Origin of the sequence: Cedecea neteri (assembly GCF_000757825.1) — a bacterium.
In the GTDB taxonomy this organism is placed as follows: domain Bacteria; phylum Pseudomonadota; class Gammaproteobacteria; order Enterobacterales; family Enterobacteriaceae; genus Cedecea; species Cedecea selenatireducens.
The window spans coordinates 2,835,841-2,860,508 of record NZ_CP009451.1 but is presented as its reverse complement, the minus strand read 5'-3'; the positions used below and the strand labels follow the sequence as shown (position 1 = coordinate 2,860,508).

General features: G+C 49.6%; 21 protein-coding genes and 1 pseudogene. 16 read left to right on the top strand and 6 right to left on the bottom strand.

Annotation, left to right across the window (positions count from 1 at the left end):
* The first annotated feature begins 23 nt into the window (after window positions 1-23).
* The 12 genes from JT31_RS13165 (at window position 24) to JT31_RS24280 (ending at window position 13,198) form a co-directional block, all read left to right on the top strand.
* Window positions 24-749, top strand: coding sequence for a molecular chaperone (locus JT31_RS13165; RefSeq protein WP_038477792.1), 726 nt, complete (start codon window positions 24-26; stop codon window positions 747-749).
* Window positions 750-760: 11 nt separating this feature from the next.
* Window positions 761-1,492 carry a molecular chaperone gene (locus tag JT31_RS13160; RefSeq protein ID WP_038477789.1) on the top strand — a complete coding sequence of 244 codons (732 nt, stop codon included), beginning with the start codon at window positions 761-763 and terminating at the stop codon, window positions 1,490-1,492.
* 20 nt (window positions 1,493-1,512) lie between these two features.
* Window positions 1,513-2,037: a fimbrial protein gene (locus tag JT31_RS13155; RefSeq protein WP_038477786.1), complete on the top strand. Its 525-nt coding sequence runs from the start codon at window positions 1,513-1,515 to the stop codon at window positions 2,035-2,037.
* 38 nt (window positions 2,038-2,075) lie between these two features.
* The gene (locus tag JT31_RS13150) at window positions 2,076-3,464 is read left to right on the top strand and encodes an EAL domain-containing protein (RefSeq protein ID WP_038477783.1); all 1,389 of its coding nucleotides are present in this window, start codon (window positions 2,076-2,078) and stop codon (window positions 3,462-3,464) included.
* 304 nt (window positions 3,465-3,768) lie between these two features.
* Window positions 3,769-4,626 carry a hypothetical protein gene (locus JT31_RS22785; protein WP_052048998.1) on the top strand — a complete coding sequence of 286 codons (858 nt, stop codon included), beginning with the start codon at window positions 3,769-3,771 and terminating at the stop codon, window positions 4,624-4,626.
* 15 nt (window positions 4,627-4,641) lie between these two features.
* Complete coding sequence (locus tag JT31_RS13140) at window positions 4,642-5,730, top strand: hypothetical protein (protein WP_038477779.1); 1,089 nt, start codon at window positions 4,642-4,644, stop codon at window positions 5,728-5,730.
* Between the two features lie 108 nt (window positions 5,731-5,838).
* The gene (locus JT31_RS13135; protein ID WP_038477775.1) at window positions 5,839-7,839 is read left to right on the top strand and encodes a hypothetical protein; all 2,001 of its coding nucleotides are present in this window, start codon (window positions 5,839-5,841) and stop codon (window positions 7,837-7,839) included.
* Between the two features lie 84 nt (window positions 7,840-7,923).
* Window positions 7,924-9,519 (top strand): Ig-like domain-containing protein, encoded by a 1,596-nt coding sequence (locus JT31_RS13130; protein ID WP_038477772.1) that lies wholly within the window; start codon window positions 7,924-7,926, stop codon window positions 9,517-9,519.
* Between the two features lie 64 nt (window positions 9,520-9,583).
* Window positions 9,584-11,188, top strand: a complete 1,605-nt coding sequence (locus tag JT31_RS13125) for an Ig-like domain-containing protein (RefSeq protein WP_038477769.1) — start codon at window positions 9,584-9,586, stop codon at window positions 11,186-11,188.
* A gap of 93 nt (window positions 11,189-11,281) precedes the next feature.
* A complete protein-coding gene (locus JT31_RS13120) occupies window positions 11,282-12,202 on the top strand; it encodes an Ig-like domain-containing protein (protein ID WP_038477765.1) in 921 nt (306 codons plus the stop codon).
* A 34-nt stretch (window positions 12,203-12,236) separates the two neighbouring features.
* On the top strand, window positions 12,237-12,527 hold the full coding sequence (locus JT31_RS13115) for an Ig-like domain-containing protein (RefSeq protein ID WP_038477762.1): 291 nt from the start codon (window positions 12,237-12,239) through the stop codon (window positions 12,525-12,527).
* 419 nt (window positions 12,528-12,946) lie between these two features.
* Window positions 12,947-13,198: a FaeA/PapI family transcriptional regulator gene (locus tag JT31_RS24280; RefSeq protein WP_038477760.1), complete on the top strand. Its 252-nt coding sequence runs from the start codon at window positions 12,947-12,949 to the stop codon at window positions 13,196-13,198.
* Window positions 13,199-13,502: 304 nt separating this feature from the next.
* On the opposite strand, the gene JT31_RS13105 is transcribed toward JT31_RS24280, so the two are convergent.
* Both JT31_RS13105 and JT31_RS13100 read right to left on the bottom strand, forming a co-directional pair.
* Entirely contained in the window at window positions 13,503-14,396 is an 894-nt protein-coding gene (locus JT31_RS13105) for a Kdo hydroxylase family protein (protein ID WP_038477758.1), read from the bottom strand.
* A 312-nt stretch (window positions 14,397-14,708) separates the two neighbouring features.
* A pseudogene (locus JT31_RS13100) lies at window positions 14,709-14,942 on the bottom strand (GNAT family N-acetyltransferase); the annotation flags it as partial.
* 420 nt (window positions 14,943-15,362) lie between these two features.
* Between JT31_RS13100 and JT31_RS13095 the strand changes: the two are divergent.
* On the top strand, window positions 15,363-16,295 hold the full coding sequence (locus JT31_RS13095; RefSeq protein WP_038477756.1) for an omptin family outer membrane protease: 933 nt from the start codon (window positions 15,363-15,365) through the stop codon (window positions 16,293-16,295).
* A 100-nt stretch (window positions 16,296-16,395) separates the two neighbouring features.
* Window positions 16,396-16,821 carry a nucleoside triphosphatase NudI gene (gene nudI / locus JT31_RS13090; protein ID WP_038477753.1) on the top strand — a complete coding sequence of 142 codons (426 nt, stop codon included), beginning with the start codon at window positions 16,396-16,398 and terminating at the stop codon, window positions 16,819-16,821.
* Window positions 16,822-16,854: 33 nt separating this feature from the next.
* Here the strand turns inward: nudI and JT31_RS13085 are convergent, their stop codons facing one another.
* Together JT31_RS13085 and JT31_RS13080 are read right to left on the bottom strand one after the other, a co-directional pair.
* Window positions 16,855-18,492 carry an STY4199 family HEPN domain-containing protein gene (locus JT31_RS13085; RefSeq protein WP_038477750.1) on the bottom strand — a complete coding sequence of 546 codons (1,638 nt, stop codon included), beginning with the start codon at window positions 18,490-18,492 and terminating at the stop codon, window positions 16,855-16,857.
* A 182-nt stretch (window positions 18,493-18,674) separates the two neighbouring features.
* Window positions 18,675-20,084 (bottom strand): PLP-dependent aminotransferase family protein, encoded by a 1,410-nt coding sequence (locus tag JT31_RS13080; protein ID WP_038477747.1) that lies wholly within the window; start codon window positions 20,082-20,084, stop codon window positions 18,675-18,677.
* A 176-nt stretch (window positions 20,085-20,260) separates the two neighbouring features.
* On the opposite strand from JT31_RS13080, the gene JT31_RS23145 reads away from it, so the two are divergent.
* Both JT31_RS23145 and JT31_RS13075 read left to right on the top strand, forming a co-directional pair.
* Window positions 20,261-20,434, top strand: coding sequence for a DUF1127 domain-containing protein (locus tag JT31_RS23145; RefSeq protein ID WP_071842962.1), 174 nt, complete (start codon window positions 20,261-20,263; stop codon window positions 20,432-20,434).
* Between the two features lie 83 nt (window positions 20,435-20,517).
* Complete coding sequence (locus JT31_RS13075) at window positions 20,518-21,042, top strand: GNAT family N-acetyltransferase (protein ID WP_038477744.1); 525 nt, start codon at window positions 20,518-20,520, stop codon at window positions 21,040-21,042.
* Window positions 21,043-21,085: 43 nt separating this feature from the next.
* On the opposite strand, the gene JT31_RS13070 is transcribed toward JT31_RS13075, so the two are convergent.
* Complete coding sequence (locus JT31_RS13070; RefSeq protein ID WP_038477741.1) at window positions 21,086-21,331, bottom strand: DUF1471 domain-containing protein; 246 nt, start codon at window positions 21,329-21,331, stop codon at window positions 21,086-21,088.
* A gap of 175 nt (window positions 21,332-21,506) precedes the next feature.
* Window positions 21,507-24,497, bottom strand: coding sequence for an autotransporter outer membrane beta-barrel domain-containing protein (locus JT31_RS13065; protein WP_200882446.1), 2,991 nt, complete (start codon window positions 24,495-24,497; stop codon window positions 21,507-21,509).
* Window positions 24,498-24,668: the final 171 nt, after the last annotated feature.

Sequence of the window (24,668 nt, the reverse complement as noted above, 5' to 3'; positions counted from 1 at the left end):
AGGCTAATGAATAGATAAATTTTATGATGAAAAAAATTAACCTGAACACATTTCTGTTGCTCTTTATTATTACCGTTATGAACTGCCCACAGGTCTATGCAGCAATTGCCGTTGATCGAAACAGGGTTATTTATCATGAAGGTGATAATAATATATCCATCCGCATCAGAAACGATAACCATACGCGCCCCTACCTGGCTAAAGCATGGGTAGCGGATAAACAAGATAACAACACTTCGGTGCCGCTTATTGCCACACCGATGCTACAGCGTGTTGAACCTGAAACGCACTCTTTTATTCGTATCAGCCCAACTGCGTTAGAAAAAACGCTGCCGAAAGACAGAGAAAGTTTGTACTACTTCAGCGTACTTGAAATCCCAACTGTCAGCTCGTCAGAAAATGTTATGCAACTGGCATTACAGACGAAAGTAAAGTTATTTTATCGTCCTACAGCGCTGGAGGATGATGAAATAAATTTTCATATGGATAAACTGAAAATACATAAAGTCGGCGTCAACCGCTACCAGTTGACGAATGCCTCTGCCTTTTATCTCAATATTATCAGTTTTAATGATAAGAACGGACAAAAAATAATTAAAGCGATAGCACTTCCCCCATTTAGCGAAGAGCTGGTTGATCTCAAAATAAACAATCCGGGAAAAATCACCATCGTTAATGATTTCGGTTCGAAGATGCCATTCAATTTACTATGCAACAGTAATGAATGCCAACCTGAGCTGAAAGAATAAGAGAGATACAAATGAAATTTGTATGCATATTTATTTTAATTATTTTAAATAGCGTTGTGTCTGATGCCGATGCGGCATTATCCCTTGATCGCACAAGGCTTATTATTAATGAAGAACAAAATGCGGTTTCGCTTCGCGTGACTAACAGAAGCGAATCAGACCCTTATCTTGCTCAGGGCTGGGTCGAGGACGCTGATGGCCAGCTGATTGACCAGTTTATGGTGGTGCCGCCGGTACAAAGAATCGATGCCGGTCAATACAGCATCTTCAGGCTCCAACAGTTGGCAAATGTGGTGAGGCTTCCCAATGACCGGGAAAGTGTTTTTTATTTCAACCTGCGGGAAATTCCGCAAAGAAGTCACAAAGAAAATGTGCTGACCCTGGCTATCCAGACAAGGATTAAGGTTTTTTGGCGCCCAAAATCGCTGAAAGTCACAAAAGCGGATGATACCGTGCCCGGCATGAAGGCGGTCACCCTGGTCAAGTCCGCCCGAGGTTATGAAATCAATAACCCCACGCCTTATTACCTGTCAATTACCGGGATGGCGCTGAAAGAGAAGGTAAAAATATCACCGTTCATGGTGCCACCTAAAGGAAGCTACACGTTAAAACACCAGGGTAGTGAGCCTGTGGAAAAAATATTACTAACCGCAATAAATGATTATGGCAGCCCAAGAACACTATCTTTTTCCTGCCGAAAAGATATATGCCAGATAGAAGATATCATTATACCAAAACGATAATCTGTATAAACGGAATTTATATGCGTAATAAATATTTGGCACTTATGGTGCTGCTTCCTTGCCTGCATGTTAGCTATGCCTTGTCCATTGATGCCGTTGAAGGAACGACAACAGAAGTTATTGTGACGGGTGAAATCCAGGAAGATCCACCTTGTGAAATAAACGGTGGTGATGAGAAAACCGTGTCATTTGGCAAAGTAAACCCCTCAAAAATCGAGGCTGGAGAATACCTGAAAAACGTTAATCTTGACGTTATTTGCGAACCGGATGTCATTTCCACCGGACGCACCTTCACGTTTACCCTGGGAGGAACCGTAGCAGATTTTGATACGGGAAATAAAACAATCATAAAGGTTAACAATGTTGATAATTTGGGTGTGAAATTATTTAAGGATGGAAATGAACTAGCTTTAGATCATGCAGAAAATTTCGATGCTACTTCTGGCGTTATTAATCTGGATGCGTTACTTGTAAAAAAGAAAGATGAAACAGTCAGCGCAGGTAATTTCTATGCAACGGCTGTAATCCAGATAGATATTCAATAAGGACTTCCATACTTACCCTGCCAATAGGAGGGCAGATCATGTCAATCATGATGGATGTTTTGACGACTAAAAATAACGACAGCATCTACAAAAAGATAATTGAATTCAGAATTCAACCGCTGGTTTCATTGCAAACAAACGAAATTGTCGCATGGGAAATCCTGAGCCGATTATCACCTGAACCTATTGATATAGAAAAATTTTTCAATGAAATAACACCCGCTCAAAGTCTCGCGATTTTCTTTAGTCAGTTTCATGCGGCCAAATCCAGATCGCTAAAAACCGGGCCTGCTCAATACTGGTTAAATTTACCGGTGGCGGTGATTGCTGACGAGTTTTCTATTGAGCAACTCAACACCTTAGCCCATGACGGGGGCTTTGTTATCGAGGTCCAGGATCCTGAAAATATTAAAAATCTGGATGTTTTATCCCGATTTAATTTTATCAAAGGGTTACGTCGCCTGAAAAAAACGGGATGGCCAGTTTACCTTGACGATGTTACGCCGGATTTAACCGCAGACATAGATTCTATTGGTTTGAAATTTAAGGGTATTAAAACATGTCGCACTGCTATGCCTGACACCAAAGCCGAGCTAAAGGCGTTTATAGGTTGGGTGTCTTCTTTGCGATCACATGGCTCAGTTATCGTTGCCGAAGGCATTGAAACCGAGGATATGCGCGAACTTGCTGTGCTTTCAGGCGCAGATTTAGGCCAGGGCTTTTTATGGCCAGAGAAAAGCATGGCCCTCAGTACAACGGGGATCCAACGCTATGCAGAACGTCTGGAGGAAGCAAGAAACCGACGAAAAGTTAACGGCATCAGAATTAGCATACCTGATAGAAATGAGGTTTGGGTACAGGGCATCCTGCTGCTGTTGACTGAAATTCTTCATAGCGAAGGCATGCTTCAAGACATTGTGCTGACCAATGAAGCGAATTCAGATCTCATATTCAGGGAGTCATGGTGCGGGTTGCCGCCGATAAACTGCGACCGCTATCGGCATGACCCCGTGTACCGACAGAAGGCGACGCAGCGCAGAATGATTTTGGTGTATCCCAATAAAAACCAGCTGGATAATCGCCTGCACTGCCCTGCTATTTCGGCCTATATCACGCTAGAAGATACGGTACAGGAGCTTTATGCCAGCCTGCGCCGGCTGGTCATTGGCGGCAAGAATGGGCGCGCTAACAGAAACATCATGGACGGCTCAACGGGATGTTCAATAATATGTAAAAATCAGAAGCTTAATGATAAGGAGCTTTATGTCATCACCAAAGTCAGCGAAGGGATGAAGTACTCAGATATCGCCAAAATTTTGCAAATCGGCCCCAAAATGGTGAGCAGCTATAAGCGTTCAGCGATGTGCAAGCTGGGGTTACAGAATAATGTCGATTTGCTTTCCTATTTCAACTGGCGAGCGATGTGATCTCTGCCGGACCCCTCATGAAACTTCGTGAATCAACTGAATTGATATCAAAAAAACATTGTTAAACCTAAAAAAAATCGAAAATGGCAGTCATTTTCTCTTTTTTATTATTTTATTACGACTTTTAATGTCGCAAAAATATTCATTTTATTAATTCGCGAAATAACTGTGCGTACAATTATTTTCGCCCAGATTTCACTTTGTAAAACTTGCAGAGAAAATATTTCAGCAGTAACGTTATCCACATCGGATGACTTACATGACTGCCATTTAAATATAGCCTTCATGGAGAGAAAAATAGTCTATGTATAATTTATTCAGCCGAAACTTTTGCAGATTTTTTATTGGCATGGGTATGTCAGTTATTTTTTCCCTGGTACCAGACGTCAGTTACGCGTTCAAATGGCCAGTAGTACTGGATGTCAAAGTTGAACTTATCGGGCCAGAAGAAGCCGTTTATACGGGAAACTGGACAGTTATTGAGGTTGACGACAGCCTGGATACTGACACCAGACTAAAATATACAGGAATAATACATCGGCATAAATCGGATACCGGTGCTATTGAAGCTGGCACGATGGACTATCAGACCGAACTTAAAGTTAATAACGCTGATTGCCCAAACTCAATAGTTACGCTCAGCTGTATTGGCCAAAAATGGATTGAGAAAAACGGTGAGTCAGGGACTTATAAAGTCCACCATGACAGCGGCCCAAACGGTAATGAATGTGTCGCGATAGCCACCGTGAACCAGACTTTTGGTTCAGTATGGGACCAGAGGGTTTATCCATCAACCGGCGCCACTCAGTGTATTGGCACACCTCCGGTAAATAATTTTTGCGCACTGACACAAGATAAAATTGAATTTGCTTACGGCCCGCTGACGGTAAAAACGGCCGCAGGGAAAGAGTTAACAAAAAATATTAACGTCGAGTGTACCGATGACATCCCCTATGTTTTAAGGCTAAGGGGTAATGACAAAATACCGCTTGATAATGGAATGCACGCCGAATTGACGACGAATAATGGAGAACCTCTGGGTGAAACGTTATCGGGACAGCAGGGTGTCAATATTATTGAATTAACCAGTGAACTAAAGGGAACGCCCAATAGAACCGGTAGTTTTTATGGCTCGGGAGTCCTTTTTGTTACTTATCCCTAGGTAAGGAAAAAAGAAATGCCATATTTAGTTGGTCTCACAACAGAAAGTAAGTCCTGGTGTAATACCTGGTCAAATATTCCTTTCAACGTTTCTGCTCGGGTTGTCGATCAAGACACCTTAGCCCCAGCCCGCGAAGTGATAGTCCGTCTTGAGTCCACGGATAGTACCAGCACCTGGGTGGGTGGTACCTCGAACATCATTGAGCTTGAGACAAATTATGACGGCGAAATCTTTGCCGAACTGAAGTTTGGCAAGGCCCCTCCGCAGGGCGTCACCATTACTGCTACAAAAATTGAGACCGATCCTGCTGACCAAAAACCTGCTGTCCGTGAGATCCTGATGGTCGCTCCAACTTTACATAGCCATAGCTTCCCGATTGCCAGCGGTGCTAATAATACCATCACAGAAGCAGATGTCGCCGCAGGCGTTTACGCAGTACTCCCGCTGGATACTCCCGTTGCCGGAGACGTGGTTTCATTCCATTTCAGCGATAATCCTGTTATCAAGCATTCAGAGCACAACGAAGGTGACAAAAACCTGGCTGTATCGGTTCCCGATGATTTTATGACTACCGGCGCACATGACACAGGTTACTATATTACTGAATCATCGAATAATTCGACCTTCTCCCCGGTTATAACCGTCAATGTTAAACGCGACAGCGCTTCTTCGACGATCGTTGACCTACCGCCGGTCACGGTTCCCCGAGCGGACGCCAATGAAGGCATGATTAACATCGCGGTAGCGACTTTTGGCGTCGAAGTCTGCCTCAGTGGGACCTACAAGAATCTGGCTGTCCATAAAGCAGGTGTGACTAACTCCATCTGCAATATTTACTGGAAGTCCTACGTCGGGAAAAAAGAGATCCCGGAAGCCAGCAGCGTATTTTCCTTCCCAGTTAATGCGGAGGCAGATGAGAAGGACATCATTGTGCTGGATGATAGCTATGAAGGTGGCACCGACGCGCTGCGCAAACTCCTGTATGTGCTGGGTGAAGGTACAGTTAAGATCTCTTATGAAATGCTGATCGCCGATGGTGGCAAACTTCACGCCTCCGCCGAGCAAACCTACTACGTTGACGTTGTCGCTCCAGGCCGCAAATAAGTTTTAGCGCTCTGGGACCGGCAGGCAACCACTGCTGCCGGTCATCGGATTATCCGGGAGGAAAAAATGCGGATCAGCAGAGACTTGCGTGCACCCCTGGTGCCGCAAATGAACGACAACGGTATTATCGACAATAACGACCTGGGCAGCGGCAATATTTATGTGTTTATCCCGCCCTACAACAACATGGCCATTGGCGATCTTATTATTCTGGACTTTGGGAAACTGGTTTCTCTCACTGAAGTGGTCAGTGATGTAAATGTAGGCCAGAACATAGAATTTCATATCCCGGAAGCCAGCGTTCCTGATGGTATTTATACCGTAAGTTATACGGCAATCGACTTATCAAATAATCCAACCTCTTCGGCCAAAACGCTGGCCATTGTGAGCCGGGACGGCGCCAGAACGCTGGATAAACCGGTGTTTATTGACGCGGTTAACGACACTGTTTCTCTGGACAGCGTAAAGCTAAACCAGGGCACACGGATTCAGGTACCGCCTTATCAGGGCATTGAGGCGGGAGACCGGGTAGAGCTGAATTACCTGGTTTACGATACCGGAGATGAAATTATTCCGGAGGCTAGCGTCAGCGAAACTCATACTGTTGTCTCTGCTGACCTGACTACCGGCTTCAAAACGCTAATTCCTGAATCAAAGATTTTTTTGCCAGGCAGCACCAAAGCCATCGCCTTCTACAGAATCACCAGAAACTCCGACGGCGCAAACGCCCTCTCTTTCAATGCTGAAGTGACGCTGAACGGCGTTGTAGAATTCCTGGAAAATCCACATTTCACTGATGCCCTTAACGGCTGGCTGACCCAATATGATGTCGCGGACGGCATTCGTATTTACATTAATGCCTATAGCAATATGGCTGCTGGCGATCTCATTACGTTAATATGGCGCGGATTTAATACCGAAAATGAAGCAGTCCCCGATGTGGATGGCCGCGTTGAATATCGGGTATCCTCTGCCGACATTACCCATGGCATCATCCATCTTACGCTTTCATCCTATGTTGCTGAGGCCATTAGCTCAGGCAAAATCGAGATCTATTACCGGGTAAAAAGCACGAGCACCCCTTATCGGGTTTCACATGCCAAAATAGCGTTCATTAATATGTCCGCGGAGCGCACGCTGCCGGCCCCTACGTTCCCTCAGGCCAGTAATGGCACAATTAAGCTGGGTGACATTCATTCCGATAGCGGTATCGTCATCGAGATCGCTTATCCCTCGATAGCCATTGGTGACCGCGTTATCGTCGTTATGCGGGGTGAAGATAAACAAGGTGCGGAAGTCCCGGATAGCAACTCGCCTTATGAGCTTATTGTTGATAATACCGGAGCCCAAAATATCACCGTTTCTGCCGCCTATGCCGATGCCGTAGGGGCTGAAGGCACGCTGTATGCCACCTACATGGTAACAACCACGGCAGGATCCCAGTATTTATCCACTGCCGGAAGCGCGCTGCTGGCCGAAGGCATTACCACGGATTTCAAATTTAAGGGTACCCACGGCTCACCGGTTTATGATTACAACGCCATCAACGTGGCACCTTGCAACTACGGCTTTATTCAGGCCCCCGCGGGAGATGTAATTAACGTTAGCTGCCAGACCGGAGCCACCATTGTAGAAACCGGCAACGCTAATTATACATTTACTATGGATGCTGCCGGCATACATAGCTTCAGGGTCAGATCTGTTGTGCTTGGCGACGTCGCCGTCTCCATCAGCAACGAGAATGCGCCCGATGACGTCATTAACGGCCATTTAAATTACGAAAACTATCAACTCGGTAATGGCATTGTGAATGCTATTGCTAATACCACTGGCGCATTGCCAGACGGTATATCACCCTGCAGCATTTATATTTTTATTGAAGATAAAGCAGCACGAGCTATTTCTACGTTAAGGATAGCTGTTCCAGCCCCACTAAAGGTAAGCGGACATAATATTGGTGAAACAGTTGATATCTCCCTACACGCCGACGGCTCTGCCCAAATAGATATTCTTAGCAATACGGCAGTTTCAGCCGCGGGGGTCATTATTACCTCGCCACAAAGCACGGAGGTTAACCAGACGGTCAGTCTTTCATTTAGTAATTTTTAATTTAAATTATTCATGAATACGTTTATTCAGAGATAAGCGTGTACTGAATACGATCACCTATTGATATTAATCAGGAGCCAACGCATGGCCAATGATAAATTTGCCGTGGTGAATTTCACCTTAACCTCCACAACAGGTGCGGCTGCCAATGACATTGACACCAATGATATTACGGCAACGCTAATTGCTGATGGAGACCATCAATATGGTATTAGTATTTTATTTAGCGTAACAGAGCCGGGAGCATTATTTAGCAACAATGCTAAGGCCATAACGGCCACAACGGATGCCCTGGGAAAATGCACGGTGCAACTGCACAGCCAGGTTGCAGGCAAAATTAAAGTTTCGGGAACTTGTTCCGTAGAAGAGGAAATTCAAATGGCAGAAGTAGAAAGTGAATTTGGTACCCAGGTGGATACCATGGTACTCACCGCAACGGTTCAGTCTAATAACGCTCTGGCTGACGGTAAAACAGCAAACCGCATTGTTTATCATCTGGTGCAGGGCTCAGCACCTGTTCCCAATCAATTCCTTACTTTCTCGGTCATCAGTACTTCCGGTAATGCAAAATTATCCACTGCCTTTGGTGAAACAGACAGCAACGGCGGCTTTATTCTGGATGTGACGGATACGACTCCGGAATCGGCGCTGGTGACCGCGAAATCTGCAACCGACAGTTTTCCTTCCGTCGCTTCACAAGTCACTTTCGTTGAAGTTGACACGACATACGTGCTTGATTCGATGATCATGGTCAATGGTTCCCAGGCCGACGGTGTGAGCGAGAATAAAATTTTATTCATGCTCAAAGATTCGCTTGGAAGCCCGGTACCACAGAAGCTGCTGCAGTTTATCCCAAGCACCAACTTATCCCTGCGTGATTCCATCATTGAAACCGATGCTAACGGCAGCGTGACGCTCAGCTGCACCAGCCTGATCGAAGGCGTCTACAGCTTAACCGCTGTAGTTTACGATGAACACGTTGAGCACCGTGTGGCCAACATCACCTTTGTTAAGGCCGATCAACTGGATGCGTTAACCAGCGTAATACTGAAAAATAATGCCACCGCCGATGGGGAAGACGCCTGCGAGATTCAGTATCGCCTGACCAAAAAAACACAGGATGTTGTCGCCAATCAAGAAATTGATATCGAGCTCAATAGCGTGACCGCTTACGCCTCTGCCCGCACCTTAACCACGGATTACGCCGGTATTGCCACCGTGAAGATTTTTAATACCAAAGCAGAAGAAGTCGTGGTCAGCGCTTATACCAAAGATCAGAATATTAATACCCGAACTTCGGTGACCTTTGGCCCTGACGAGCCAGGTCAACCAAATAGCGTCACCTTCAGCGGTTACCACGGCAGCAGTAGTTACGGTATTCATGAACTGATACCTGCCGACAGCTACTACTTCACTCCTGGACGGATGTATCAGTTTATCCTTGTAACAACCGCGTCTCAGAACAGCTGTAGCAATCAATATATATTCAATGGCAGTAGCTGTATTTATTATTCAAATACCCAACCTACAATGGGGGCTGGGTTCTCTTCACCACACTATTTCAGCGGTGACAATACTTTCTATTGTGTTCGTGGAGGTACTACGGCTTACTTCCGAAATTATAATAATTATTCCGGCGGTCATAACTACAGCCTAACCATCAACGAGTGGGAAATTTAACCACGCTATCCACATGCCGGCTAGTCCGGCATGTATTTTGATTTTATTATTTGGAGATCGGGTAATGAGCGAAATTAACGTTCGTGCTACTAATTTTTATATTCATTCAAATGATGTCGCAACGGCTAATAATGTCGACACCAATACAATTACCGCCACGCTGCGCGATGACGCAACGCCAGTCCCTGGTATTTCTGTAAACTTTATTGTTACCGCTGAAGGCGCGACATTTTCAAACGGCAGACAAGATATTTCAGCCATCACGAATGAGGCCGGAATTTGTAACGTCGAGTTAAAAAGTGAAGTCGCGGGCCATATTCTGGTTAAAGCCGTTTGCTACCACGGTGATTTTATTTCCACCCAAATCGAAAGCGTGTTTGAAGAGGCTGTGGAAGGGCAGGAAACATTAACGGCAACCGTGCTGGGTGATAACACGGCCGCTGCTGATGGGCTGGATAAAATCGTCGTTGTCTATTCTCTGAAAAACGGCACCGCCCCGGTTGCCGGACAGTACATTTTTGTTAACGTCTCGGGCAGTGCAACGGCGGATCCAACCACCATCATGACCGATGACTTCGGCACTGCATCTATCAATATTACCAACGCATTTGCAGAGACGGTGACCGTTGAAGCAGAGGCGGTATTAATTGGCGTAAAAGCCAAACCGGTTGAACTCATCTTCGAAGCCGTTGTTTCTCCTTATACTATCGTCGGCTCTATTGTGTCGAATAACGCCTCCGCCGATGGTACCAGCACCAATGCCGTGCTGTTTAAGGTCACGGACACCAAAACGGGCGCACCGGCAATGCATAAGGTACTAAACTGCATTGCAAGCCATAATCTTTCTCTGCCTGACGGCCAGTACCATGAGACAGATTTAAACGGTGAAGTCACCGTCTCCTGTACCGCCCTCGTGCCGGCGGGCGATTACAGTATCGAAGCACTGCTCTACCCAAACAGTGATACCAACTGTATTGTTGAAGGAATCTCTTTTGCAAAACCGGAATATATTAAGGATTTAATCGGTATTGTCGTCAGAGATAATGCCGAGGCCACTGAGGGGAAAGGTGATTATTGCCAGATTCAGTACAGCCTGACCAAAGCCAACTCTCTGGATGCCGCTGAAGGGCATAATATTTATATTAAAGTGAACAGCGGCAATGTCACTGTCTCGGAAAACAAACTGATCACAGATTCAAATGGGCTTGCCTCGTTAAAAATCTACAACTCCGTCGCTGAAAGCGTAACAGTAACAGCCACAACAGATATTGAGGATATCAGCGAGGAAACCGTCGTTAACTTCAGAAAACCTGTTTCGGTCACCTCTGGCACGATCACCAGTGACACTTTCTGCAGCCTTGATATGTTTACCAGCAGTCAGTATGACTTTATTACCGGCCACTCTTATCAATTTATGCTCAGCACCAAAGAAGCGGGCGATGTTAAAAAACAGATGTGCCAGGACGGTTATAACATCATCAAAACATCGCAGTCGTGCCAGATTATTTCTGACCCGCACTATGCGAAGTTTAATGACTTTAACTACGACGGTGCTATTGCAAAATGTACCCACGGCGGGGTTGATACCGCGACAAATGTTTACTATCAGATTGGGGATTATTCTTCACTGACCTACACCCTGATCATTATTGATTTAGGCGTTAATTAATTTTTCTCGAGAGCGAGGCCGCGGCTTAAAACCCGCCGTGGCCTTTTTAAAACTCATTATCGGTTCCCAATAGCGAAAATACAGGACTTTAAGATGGACGATATCATCATTCTTAAGTCGACCGTTCAGGACAACAATGCGGTCGCGGATGGCAAAAAAGAAAACACCATTATTTATCATTTGACGAGAAACGGTGTGCCTTACGCCGATGAGTATCTTAAATTCTCAGCGGTCAGTTCAGCGGGTCACGCGGCATTATCTTCAGCGTTTGGCCAGACGGATGCAGGCGGTAATTTTGTCCTGAATGTGACCAATACCGAGGCAGAGAAAGTAATGATCTCCGCCTCTCCGGCCATTGATGGCCTTTTTCAGGGCGCTGTTGACACCCTGGTATTCAGCAACGTCGAAGCTTCTTATCACTTAGAAAGTACTCTGATCGAAAACAACGCCGCCGCGGATGGCATCAGCCAAAACAAGGTATCCATTAAAGTTTTGGATTCACTCGGAAATCCGGTTCGGGAGAAATTGCTGCAGTTTTTGCCGAGCACGAATTTGACGCTGGCAGACAGATTTCTGTTAACGGATGCCGAAGGTAAGGCAGTGGTCAGCTGTACAGCCCGGTCTGAGGGTGATTTCTTTATCTCCGTCGAGATCTATGGTGAGAAAGACATGCTCATCGTCAACGGAATTTCATTTTCTAAAGCAGATGAGCTTAATGCCTTAACCAGCCATATCATCGGAGATAAGGTGGATGCTGATGGTAAAGCTTACTGCGAGATACTCTATATCCTGACGAAAAAGAGTGCTCATAATGTAAATGAAAAAAAAGAGATCTCGATTGTTTTGCAAAGCGTCACTGCCTACCCCTCCAGACGGACCCTGACTACCGATGATTCAGGTACCGCTACGTTATATGTTTACAACACTGTCGCAGAGCCTGTTATCGTCAGCGCATACACCGACGACGACAATATTGTTTCCAGAACAAAAGTGCATTTTGTAACAGCGGCTTAATTTTTCTAAGCCCCTAGAAATGAGGTAATGAAACATGCAATCCATCGGCTACACACCCATTCAGGAAAGAGCCAGTGTCGGCACTCATGAAATAAACTGCATCGATTTTTGCGTAAAAGAGGGCGATACGCCGGTGGGTGGGTTAACGCTGTCGTTCCTGTGCAATGGACACGCCAGACTATCGCATACAACACGGGTTACCGATGAACAGGGTATCGCAAGAGTTTATCTTGCAAGTGAGACCCAGGAGGATGTAAGCATTAAAGCGTTTTACTACGACCGGGGCGAACTCAACTTTCAGTATGCAATCGTTAATTTTTTTTAACCTCGTATGCCACATTGTAGCTTATCAATTATATTACTCTGGAATAATAGATTTCAGAGTTATTCTTTTACGGATTATACATCGTCTCTCGAAAGCTTACGCCAGCCAGATGCCGCTCCAGGCAGTAAAGTATTTACTTTCAATGTTGATACGTTGCCGTTACTGACCTACACCCTCTTGCAAACGCCACCTTACGGAATAATCTGACTCTATTTTTCATGAATGTTAACTGCGTTTCAGATATGTACCAACAATCCTATAAAAGAGTTAATAAAACCGTGGGCACAACCGAATATTTTATCACCATAAATTTAGGTCTGATATAAAAACAGAAAATATTACGCAGTACTTATAATTATAATTTCACATATAGTATCTTGTGATAAAATCACCCTGTACTTTAAGACAGGTTCACTCAGATGGAAAGATTCCGTAGTACCGAAACGGACGAGCATATCAGTCGCCCTTGCTCTGTAAAACTGATGAAAGAAATTTATGACACAATTGTTAATAATGGCGAGGTCACGACAAGAGAGATCTCCAATAATTGCAATGTTTCAATATACATAGCCAGAAACTGGTTACTGAAGTTAGAAGAAAAAGGCATGATTCAGTGCTCAAAATCAAAAATGAAAAAATTTGTCTGGATGCAAAACAATCGCCGGACTTAACAAATAATTCATTTAAAAAAGCATAAAAGCTATTACACAGATGATGTCTCACCGATCATTTGCGGTAGAGTATTGATAAATATCAATGGTAGTAATGAGCCATGTCACTTACAGGTAATTCCTATTTAAATTTTACCGCGAACGCTAATGCCATCTTTTTTCGAAGCGAATCTATTGCCTGTGACGGTATATCTATTGCTATTTTGACCCATTCTTTTTGTCAACGCAGACAGTGCTTGTGCGGCGTACGGATGATGCCAATAAAAAAGCCGCCCAAGCGGCTTTTTACACGCGGTCATTATGACTAAACCAGCGGCTTACGCAGCAACCCTTCCAATACCTTCAGCGGTGACAGCTGCGGGTTTTGCATCGAATCCACCGGCAGCAAGAATGTCTGTTCCAGCATAAACTGCCCGCCCATTGCGGCGTGAGGCGTCTGGTCTGAGAAACATATCCAGCTGCTGCCTGGCGGGAAGTCGATGGCGACCTGCGGCCCCTGCTTCTGATAATCCGCATCGGCCTTCATGGCGTCGTGCATCTGCAGCATCAGATGGTCGTAATGGCTGCGGCGACTTTTAGTAATGCCAACCGCGTTCTGCAACCAGCTGCTCGCTGGGGAATAGCCTTTTAAACGCGGCAGGAAGCGCTCGGCCAGCGTCGGGAACGCCTCGCCCACGCGCCAGCTACGGCTTTCCCCGGCCGGATTAATATTGGTGAAGATACGCAGAATACGCTCGCCGTAGTTAGGGCGGGACGGGAAGGCGTCCACGTGCAGGCGGCTGTCATCCTTTCGCCAGGAGGTGTTCTGCGTCCACTGCTTAACCGGGTGCAGGCGCAGGCTATTGGTCGGCGTGTGCAGCACCTGCTGGTATTCCGGCAGAAGGCTGGCAATAAGCTGCTGACAGGATTCGTAATGGCGTTTAAGCAGCTCGCGAACCTCTGGCTCTTGCCCGGCAACCGCAACGCCAGTCAGCTTATCTTTCAGCGGCTGATAGCTGATGTTCTTACGTTTCGGATCAACCACAGCCGGGTTCAGCAGCGCCCTTTCCCGTTCGGTGAGCGTGAACGCCAGCTGCGGCAGAAAGATAACTTTGCCCTGCTCCAGGTCGCCAACAACGGATTCAGCTGCGCTATCCTCCCATTGAGAAAGCGGATGCGTCAGGGTCGCGGTATCAAGAGAGATGTTTAAATCTGACATATCAATGTCCTTGCCAATTATCCGGACAATGTATTTAACAGATGAATTTCCGGAACATTTTATTTTAGATAAACGAGTAGAATAACGCCGCCGGAAGACGGTGAATTCATACCTGAAAGGAAGTGAAGCCAGTATAGTAATAATGTAAATTAAAGGTTAAACAAAACCTAAACGCCGCATTGGGCGCCAAATTAAAACGCACAAAATCATAAAGTAACGGCCAGTGAATATTTCGCGCCTCTGACTGAATTTTGCAGCTATACCACGACGTTAAGTCACAAAATAATAATGGCCCGCTAAGCAAGCAGCCCGTTATTTCCATTCGCTGCGTAACAGCGCATAGGCATATACATCCCCCCATTCGCCTTTAAAGAAAATATTCTTGCGAAAGTGTGCTTCACGACGAAAACCCAGCTTCTCCAGCAGGCCAGCTGCGGTCTCGTTCCTGGCATCAACCGTCGCCAGCAGGCGATGGTTGTTGAGGGGGGTGAACAACGGTTCAATCACTGCAGGCAAAGATTCAAAAGCGAAGCCCTGCCGCTGATGGTGCTCATATTGTCAAAAAGAGAGTGAAATGAGTATGCTACGAACGGCCGGGCTTCCATCGCCAAATAATCATTAGCCCGCTTACATATTTAAACCGACCCAACCTGACTTAAGTTAAATTTTCTCAATAAATACATATGACTAGTTATGATATATCCTTGTAACAAAAAGCTACAATTTTAATTTTCTTTAAAATCAAACGATTCACCGCTCAAATATTCACCAGTAGAAAATAATCTTTCCCCTGTCAAGTAACAGCCCATAAAATACGTTTCGTTTTGCCTGGCAAGACAACCTAATAATAATTTTCAACAACATAATTTATCGCGCAACAATAACTCTTTACGGTCTTTAACCTGTCCGTACAGGTTTATTTTTTGCAACACCAAACCAATGTTATAGAAAACAGAACGATACATCATGCACAAGCAAAAATACCTGCCTGCGGCCGCCGCATTGCTGTTTAGCCCGGCGCTGCTCGCTTCAACCAGCTTTAATTTTTCACCCGACGCGGTAACCACCAATATTTCCACCGGTGTTCTAAACGGAGAATCTAAAGAGCTCGTTTATAATCAACACGATGGCAGTAAATTAAGTGAACTGAAATGGAAAATTAAAAATACACCTATTATTAAAGGCGGTATTAGCTGGGACGCTCAGCGCTATATCACTCTCAACGCAAACGGCTGGACAACCTTCGCCTCACGCGGCTCACACATGTCCGACTATGACTGGCAAACGCCAGGCCAAAGCCGCTGGAGCGACAAATCCACCCACCCCGACACCAGCCTGAATTACGCCAATCAGTTCGATCTTAACCTGACCGGCTGGCTGTTAAAGGAACCGGCTTATAACCTCGGCATCGTCACCGGCTACCAGGAAACCCGATACAGCTGGACCGCCAGAGGCGGCTCATACAATTATTTCAACGGCGCGCTTGTCGGTGAATTCCCTGCCGGGAAACCAGGGATTGGTTATAGCCAGAAATTCAGCGTGCCATACGTTGGGCTGACCGGAAGTTATCGCTATCAGGACTTTGATTTAGCAGGGCAATTTAAATTCAGCCCGTGGGTGAATGCGCAAGATAATGACGAGCATTATATGCGTCAGCTGAGCTTTAGCGAAAAAGGCAATAATTCCAATTATTATGCCGCTACCGTTTCTGCCGGGTATTACGTTACGCCGAATACCCGACTCTATACGGAATTAACGTGGACGCGTTTTGCCGAAGCGAAGGCCTCGACAAAAACCCGTGATAATAAAACCGGGGAAACCTGGTCTCAGGGTGGCGATGCCGCTGGCCTGAGTAACGACAGCTATACCTACGGCGTCGGCATTCAGTATCGCTTCTAAAAGCCTTTTATTGTTGTTGTTCATTGAGGGTCTGCCTACGCGCAGACCCTTTTTCTTATCTGTGCTATAACTCGGCGGCTTATTTTTCAGGGAGAAGACGATGCGACAAAGAGTGATTGCCTGCCCGATTATCCAGAATCAGGGCCAATATTTGCTGTGCAAAATGCCGCAAGATCGCGGTGTTTTTCCCGGCCAGTGGGCGCTTTCCGGCGGCGGCATTGAGCCGGGCGAAACCATGGCAGAAGGGCTGCGGCGTGAGATCCGAGAGGAGTTGGGCGAAGCGCTGATTATCTCGCACATCGAACCGTGGACCTTCCGCGATGACGTCCGGGTGAAAACCTACGCCGACGGCAGCAAAGAGCAGGTGTATATGATTTACCTGATGTTTGACTGCGTCAGCGAAAACCGCGAGATAACCATTAACGAAGAGTTTGAGCAGTATGCGTGGGTCAGCCCGCAGGATCTGGCTAACTATGACCTGAACGAAGCCACCGCCGCGACGTTCCGCGATAAAGGCCTGCTGTAATGCATTGGGCGGCCCGAAGGCTGCCCGGTACAACTAGCGCATCGCGTTGTAGATCGCCTGCTGAATTTTGGCGGTCTGCTCATCCACCGGCTCTGTCTCCAGCCCCTGAGCGGTCGCATCTTCAACACGCTGCTTTTGCGCCGCCAGGCGCATCCGGGCGCGCTCAACTTCTTCCTTCTGGCGCTGTACTGCCGGGGCTGAACTGCAGAAGCTGGCGAGGAATTGCTTCCTCAGCGAAGTCAGCTTTTGCCCTTTCTTCATACCTAGCTCGGTGGAGCCAATCAGCCTGCGGCAGGGCCGGGCCTCATCCATTTGCGGCCGGTATTGCAGCAAAATAGTCAACACATCCCGGTAGTCCTCCGCCAGCGCCTGCTCGGCAAAATAAACTTTCCAGTTCATCCCGCCCTGCATGAAAAGCCGCACAATACGGGCGTCGTTGCGGTTAATCGCCGCACGCAGGTTATTTTCATCCCAGCTGATGCCCATATTGGCCAGCATATCGCGCGGGCTGTTGTTTTCCGGGCGCTCTTTCTGCTGCACCGGCGTGCTCACAATCGGAGCCGTCACCGTCACTTCTGGCTTTGAAGACATATCGCTTAACAAGTAGAGACCAACCACCGCTACCGCCACAACGGCAATCCCTACCGATGCCCAAAGCGCGGTAGAGATAACGCTGGTTGTATCATGCTGCTTTTTGGCAGCGCGTGGGTCGAAACGCTCAATGGACTCTCTGATCTCTTCCGGGTCACCGCCCTGTGCCGAGTGGTTTTTACGCGACTGCTCAAGATAGTTCTGTAGCGTGGCGTCATCAGCGTCTAACAAAGCGGAAGGATTAACTTTGGTGCGGCCTTCGCTAAAAGCTTTCTGTACCGGGCCGCTGATTTCACCGAAATAGCTATCCAGCAAAGCCACCTGCACGGTGGACAGCGGCTGCTTGTGCATCAGGTCATTGCGGATTTGCCTGGTGCCATCGAGGAAGATTTGCAGGGTTTTACGCTGGTCGATAAGAAAGCCCAGCTGCGGCGAGTTTTGGTAGATTTTCGCGTAGTGATGGGCGAACTCTTTCTTGTCCACCAGCATCAGCGCCAGCTCGCTAAACTTCATCCCGCTCAGCACGTCGCCCCGTTCGCCTCGCTTCAGCCAGCGGCGAACCTTATCGGCACCAAACTGGTTTTTGAGCTGATTCACCAGGTCAGCCTGGCTTTCCCACGCCTGGTTCACCAGCCCTTTTAGCATCAGTTCAATGGCGCGCATTTGCTGCTGGGCGCCTTTCTGCAGGCCGTCAACATCTGAGGATAACTCGGTGGAATAGCCCAGCAGCGGCTGCTTGAACCGCACATGCTCAAGATAGCTGGTGAAGCGCAGGGCGGCGAGCAGCTGGTTTTGGCTGACCTCCTGCCCGCTCTCATACTGCGGCACCAGCTGCTGCAAATGGCGCAGCAGCAGCGTAAATTGTGAAATCTCGGAGTCGTTAAGATTCAGCCGTTTCGCCACCGCGCCCCAGCTGCCAAGCGCCATACGAGCCTGCTCCAACTGCTGGAAAAACCACTGCGGATCTTTGCCTTCGGCGGCACGAATGTTCAGTAAGGGCAGGATCTGGAGCGAAGCCTGCCGAATAATCCCCAGACACGTCTCAAAGTGCTCCCGCATCTGCAATGTTGCGCTGCTCATGATAGTCCTTTGTCGATGTCCGGCCTTATGCTGCCGAACGCAGAAAAAACTGCTTTTTCCGCCCCAGGCGGCTATTTTTTTATGGTTATTAATGCCAAGGCCAAACTTCGCCATTACAGCCGAGTGTAAAACAGCTAAATAATAATCAATGGCGATAAAAGGAGCGATTTAATCAGGCATTTTCAAATCTCACATTCAACGATTTCACCCAACCTTTTGAGGGCAGCCTCGGTGACGGCGTTGCACGGCAAAGAATAGTTCAGCCGCAGGCAGTTACGGTATTTACCAGAGGCCGAAAACAGCGAGCCGATCGCAATATGGATTTTAGCCTCCTTCAATGCGCTGCTAAGCCGCACGGCATCGACCTCTTCCGGGAGTTCTATCCACATCAGGAAGCCCCCCTGAGGCCGGCTGACGCAAATACCGCAGGGGAAATATTGCCGCACGCGACAGGTAAAGACGTCCAGGTTGCGCTGATAGTGCTGGCGCATGCGTCTGAGATGGCGGTGATAGTGCCCGTTGCGAATAAACGCCGCTACCGCCTGCTGGGTGAAGGTGGCGCTGCTGCCTGTGCCGATGTATTTGGAGTGCAGCGTCCGGTCGAGGTAGCGCCCAGGCACTATCCAGCCCACGCGCAGCCCCGGTGCCAGCGTTTTTGAAAACGAGCTGCACAGCAGAACGCGGCCATCAACATCCAGGGATTTGATGGTCATCGGGCGCGGATACTCATAGGCCAGCTCGCCGTAAACATCATCTTCGATAATGGCGATATCAAAGCGCTGCGCAAGGTTCATCACCGCTTTCTTGCGCGCATCCGGCATGATGAATCCCAGAGGATTATTGCAGTTGGCCACCAGAATGACGGCTTTTATCGGCCATTGCTCTAACGCCAACTCCAGCGCCTCGAGGCTCATGCCTGTGACAGAATCGGTAGGGATTTCAACAACTTTAACGCCGTATCCGCGCAGCATTTGCATGGTGCCGTGAAACGACGGGGACTCGACCGCCACAATGTCCCCCGGCTCACACACCGCGCGAATCGCAATCGACAGGGCTTCATGGCAGCCGTTCGTCACCACGATGTCGTCGGCATTCACCACGCAGTTGCTGTCCAGCATCAGGCGGGCAATTTGCTCGCGCAGCGCTTTCACGCCGAACATGCCGTCGTAGCCCAGCAGTTCAGGCTCCTGATACTGTGCGAGCCGCCCCATCTCCCGCCAAAGCGGCTTGATTGTCGACTGGGTAAGATCCGGCGAGCCGCTGCCAAAAGCGATCACTTCACAGTTCTGCCGGGAGTTCACTAATTCCAGCACCGCATCCCACTGCGTCACTTCAACCGGCCGCTGTACCGGACGCGTTAAACGCGGCACGGGAGGAACCGCTTTACGCGGCGCAACAAAGTAGCCGGAACGCGGCTGGGGGGAAATCAGCTGCTGATCTTCCAGGACGTGATAAGCCTGCTGCACGGTACTGATACTGACGCCGTGCTCACTGCTCAGGCTACGAACCGAAGGCAAACGCTCCCCGCTTTGATAAAGCCCTTGCTCAATACGCCCGGCCAGAAGCGTGGCGAGATGTTGGTAACGCGTCATGCTGTATCCTCACCGGAAACCATACAGAAGGAAAAACCAATACAGAATGGCGCAATAAATGCCATTCAGCTCATGTTTTAGCCTTTCTGTATGTTAAAGAAAAGTGATTTTTGAATCTGTCTGCTTTTGCCCGCTCGCCGCATGATAACCCCAGAAAAACCGCGAGGAGTGATGCCATGGGCTTTGAAGAGAACCACCACCGTAGGCCGTTTTTTGGCCTGGTCATGCTTTACCAGTATTTTCGTCGTAGCCACCAGCGCCGTCGGACTTTACGCGCCCTGCGCGAACTCAGTCCTGAACAGCTCAGGGATATGGGGCTAACAAGAGATGACTTATCGCGCTGGGATTAACACATAAGCGGGGCCACAAACTGGCGCCGCTTTTTATTTACTGCTATCAAAGAGCATTCCCGGTAAAGACGAGTCAACACACTATGCAACTTCACACCCCTCGCCTGTCACTCAGCCAGCTTACCGAAGCCGACTGGCCGCTTTTTCGTTACCTGCAGCAGCAGCCGGAGGTAATGCGCTACGTCGACGTAAACCGCCCGGAGGAAGAGATCCGCCGCACCTTCGACGCTCGTCTCCCCGAATGGCAGCCGGGCAGCAGGCACTGGCTCTGCATGGTGATGCGGCATCTGAAAACCGGCGTGCCGATTGGCGTCACCGGTTTTATCCTGCGCGAGGACGATATAGCAGAAGTGGGCTTTTTACTCGATCCGTCGTTTCACGGGCAGGGCTACGGCTATGAATCACTGCTGGAGGTTTGCGACTTTGCTTTTGCAGAGGCCGGTATCCGCAAGCTTGTTGCCACGGTCACTGCCGGAAATATTCCGTCAAAGAAAGTGCTGGAGAAAGTGGGGTTTCAGCAGGAAGGCACGCTGCGGGAAAACTACTGGCTGAATGAACGCTGGCAGGATGACTGGATTTTTGGCCTGTTGGCGCGAGAGTTCAGATAAAACACGGGCCGCTCGAGGCGGCCCATACTGCGTGATTCAGCGCTTAGTTGTAGATTTCAGCCACGCCGTACATTTTGTTATCACCACCGGCAGAGATGATGCGGATGGATTTCGCCCCGGCCTGCTCGGCTTTTTGCTGCAACTGGTGCTGCAGGCTGTCCAGGTTAGACGCGCCGCTGACCGATACGGTGCCCATTGTCTGGCTGGCAACTGACTGAGTTTCCGCTGCAAAACCGGAGAAGGAAGCGGCGAGAGTCATAACTACGGCAAAATATTTGATGCTTTTCATGATAATTACCTTTGCATTTTGTTTAGTTGGAAGGCTGACTGTCTTCGATGAAATAAGAATAGCGCCGCACGACTTTGTTTGTTAGCGGAACAATTCGCTTATCTCATTCAAAAAAACTGAATGCAAGGTAACCATAATAAAAGCGGCTCCGGCAAAGCCCGGAGCCGCAGGGCGATTACCAGCTCCAGCGCACGCCGACATTGCCGGTAACTACCCGCTGGCGCTCGCCGCCTAGATTGGTCAGGTAGCCGGTCGTGGCGTACAGGCTGCCGTTCTGGCTAACCTGCGCCACCAGCCCCGCGCCGATTTGCCCGGCCGTTTGCCCAACGTTGTTGGCGATCGTCGTGCTGTCATCGAAAGCCGTTTCATCATCCTGCCCGAACGTACGCAGCACGTTGGCCCGCAGATAGGGCTTCCAGTTCACGCCGCTCGCCTCAAACGCCCACTGCAAACGGGCCCCAACCCGCCCCTGCCAGGTATTGCCGTTATTCCAGCTCACCTCAGAGACGCCGTCATGCAGCGAATCCAGCGAGGTTCTCTGCCAGACCAGCTGCGCCTGAGGTTCAAGCGTCAGCCCTTCACCGAGGGTAACAGGCAGCCCCGTTTCAACGGAGCCGGTAACCGCATTGCCGCTGGAAGAGGCGTTCACGCCGTTCACCGAATCCGTATTCAGCCGCAGCGCGCTGCCCATTAACACCGCGTCCGTATACCAGCCGGAAGCGGCAACCCGGGTCCAGTACGCCCCATAGTTATAGTTGTTCAACTGCAATTTCCCGACGCGCGAGCCCTGTTTCGCCAGCGCAAAACCATCGATGTCGCCGGTCGCTCTGGAGAAGCCGAACAGCACACCGGCATGATGAGTTGCGCCATTATCTTCGGTTGCGGTATACAAATCCTGGCCCAGCTGCAGCCCCCACAGCGTACCGTTGAACGAAGGATTAACGTCCCCGCTTTGATGAATATCCGCATGGCTTCCCCAGCTTCTGGCCCAGAAAGCCGGGGCTTTGTTATCGCCGTTTAGCAGGCTCTGTTCGCCCTGGCGGTCGTGGAAGGTGTCTATCTGCTGCAGGTTGAGCTGGCGGGCAACCGAGGGCGCTTCGGCGTACAGCGCCACTTCTGGTCGATAGACGTTCACCGTCTCATTGCCGTGCGAAGCATCCACGATGGACTGAGGCGTTTCTTCCGCCGGGGTGACCGACGTTGTCGAATCTGGCACCACGGAATTACGCAGATACCAGCTCCCGCCGCTGCCGTCAGAGACGCCGCCCCTGGCGAGATAGTAGGAATACGCTCCGGCGCTAACTGTGCCGCCCGAAAGCTTGAAGGCGTTTGCCGAGCTGGTCGCGCCGTTGGTGGTCTGCACCACCTGAATACCGTCTATGGCAGTTTGCGCCCCGGCCCCGCCAATATTAGTGACCTTCAGCGTACTGCTGCCGGAAGCGCTGCCCCCGCTCACGATCAGCTTGTCGGACGCGGCTCCGTCGCCCGCCAGCACCGTGTTCAGCGCAATCACGCCGTTTTGGCCGCTATAGTTTCCGGCTACGGTCAGGCTGTTCCCCACGCCGCTGCCGCCCAGCTGCACAAATCCCGCGTTGGTCAGGTTACCGTTAATCTGGAAATTGCCCTGTGGACCAGCAGAAAGCGACGACAGAGCATTGGCCGCTCCCAGCGTTCCGCTGTTAGTCACGTCGCCGTTTACCGTGCCGTAGCCGCCAAACGTGGCTCCGGCCGCAACGGTAGCGCCGCTGGCAAGGGAAGCCGAAGCGTGTGAGCTATCGCCGACGATAAGCGTCCCGGCATTGACGACCGTCCCCCCGGTGTAGCTGTTCACGCTGTTAAAAAGTAACGTCCCGGTCCCTGCTTTTTCTACCGCACCGCTCCCGCTTATCGTGCCCAGATACTCGCCCTGATTGTTTTGCAGGAAGCGCACCAGCCCGTTGTTGCTCACCGAAAGCGGCAGATTGGTTGAGTTTGCCTGCAGCGTCGCGCCGTTGCTTACCGAAGCCGTCACGGAAGCCGTACTGGTACCGAGCGTGCCGGTGAGATCCAGCGTTCCGCTTTGCACGAGGGCGGTGGTGAACGCACCGGTGCCAGCCCAGGTCCAGTCGCTGCCCGTCATCGTCAGCGTCTGGAAGTTGGTAAAGGCGCTAGAGGCCGTTCCCGTGCCTTCAAGCGTCACGCTGTTGTTACCCCGTCCGCCGTCAGAAAGACCAACAATCTGCGACCCTGTCTGCAGGATCAGCGAAATGCTGCCGTTGCCGCTCAGAATTGCCGTGCCGCTTCCGCCCTGAATCAGCCCGGCATTGGTAATGGTGATATTGCCGTTGGTGGAGCGAATACCGATCCCGTTGTTACTGATAATCTGCCCACCGGCCAGGTTATTGATCGTGGTGTTAAAGCTGCTGCCGAGCGTGTTCGCCACCACGCCATCCACGCTGCCGCTGGAGGACGCCGTGCCTTTGGCCTGAATCAGCCCGCTGTTATTTAGCGTGGCGTTGTTGCCCTGTAAAAACACCGTGGGCGCGTCCCGTCCGGAAGTGGTCAACGTCCCGCTGTTGTTCACCGTGCCGCTGCCCCCCAGCAGCGAAATCGCCCTGGCGTTATTCCCCGACGTGGAGATCGTCCCGGTATTCGTGATGGTATTTCCCGCCGCGCCAGGATTGCTCTGCCCCCAGGCGGCGGTCATGCCGTAAGAGTTGTTGCCGCTGGTGGTGATGGTGCCGTTGTTGATCAGCGTATTGTTATTGCCGTTGGCCGCCATGCCGTCGTTGTAGGCCCCGGTAGTAGTCAGCGTGCCCGCCGCGCCGTTAGTCAGCGTATTGTCGTTGTTCAAGCCAAGCAGCAACGCCCCACGGTTCGCTACGCCCGTACCGTTGCCGGTGAGGGTAAGCGCCCCGTCGTTGTTAATCACGCTGTTGCTGTCCACGGAGAATGGCGTCGCCTGGGTGGGCAGCGAGTAGCTGCCGGTGGCGGTTGAGTCGAGGTTAATCGTGACGTTGCTGCTGCCCGCGGTGGCTACAACGGGCGCCATGCCCGAGCCGCTGCAGGTCACGGTGTCCCCGGTGTTCGGCGTTTGCGACGAACAGGCGGCGGAGGCTGAAAAGGGAAGCACGCCGGTGAAACCGGCCAGACAGACGGGAACCAGAGTCAAAACCTTATTTTTCATACTTACTCTCACTGCAAGAAAGTTAAACCAAGGTTTGGCGTTCCCTGCGGCCTTGTAGCGATTCGGGCAAATTGTCCATTGGAAGATTTGGGGCAGGAGAAATCCTCACCCGGCACTTAACTATAGAGCCGGATGGAGATTTAAGAGGCTGATGAGGCAGGTTTTATCGGT